The following is a 293-nucleotide window of genomic DNA, read 5'->3' as shown; positions in this document are numbered from 1 at the left end:
AAACCCACCGTGCGCCCTTCATAACTTAACCGAATTGGTTGTTACATAAGGTTTAAAACCTAAAATGGCGATACTCGGTAATTTCTTGACTATCAATTAACACTTTATCTAGTTTTCAAAGAACAAATCCATTTCGTCTCGTAAGAGACAAAAAGTTTTGATAGTAATCAAACCATCAAAACTGAACAAAACTTCGACTGTCAAACGTTTCATGTAATATTCCTTAGAAAGGAGGTGATCCAGCCGCACCTTCCGATACGGCTACCTTGTTACGACTTCACCCCAATCATCTG

Annotated in this window: 1 rRNA gene; it reads right to left on the bottom strand. The window is 38.2% G+C overall.

The features are described from left to right. Nucleotides 1-227: 227 nt before the first annotated feature. Nucleotides 228-293, bottom strand: a 16S ribosomal RNA gene (locus BHE18_RS02435); the annotation flags it as partial.

The organism is Rossellomorea aquimaris (genome assembly GCF_001877785.1).
Classification (GTDB): Bacteria; Bacillota; Bacilli; order Bacillales; family Bacillaceae_B; genus Rossellomorea; species Rossellomorea aquimaris_A.
This window is presented reverse-complemented; position numbering and strand designations above follow the sequence as displayed.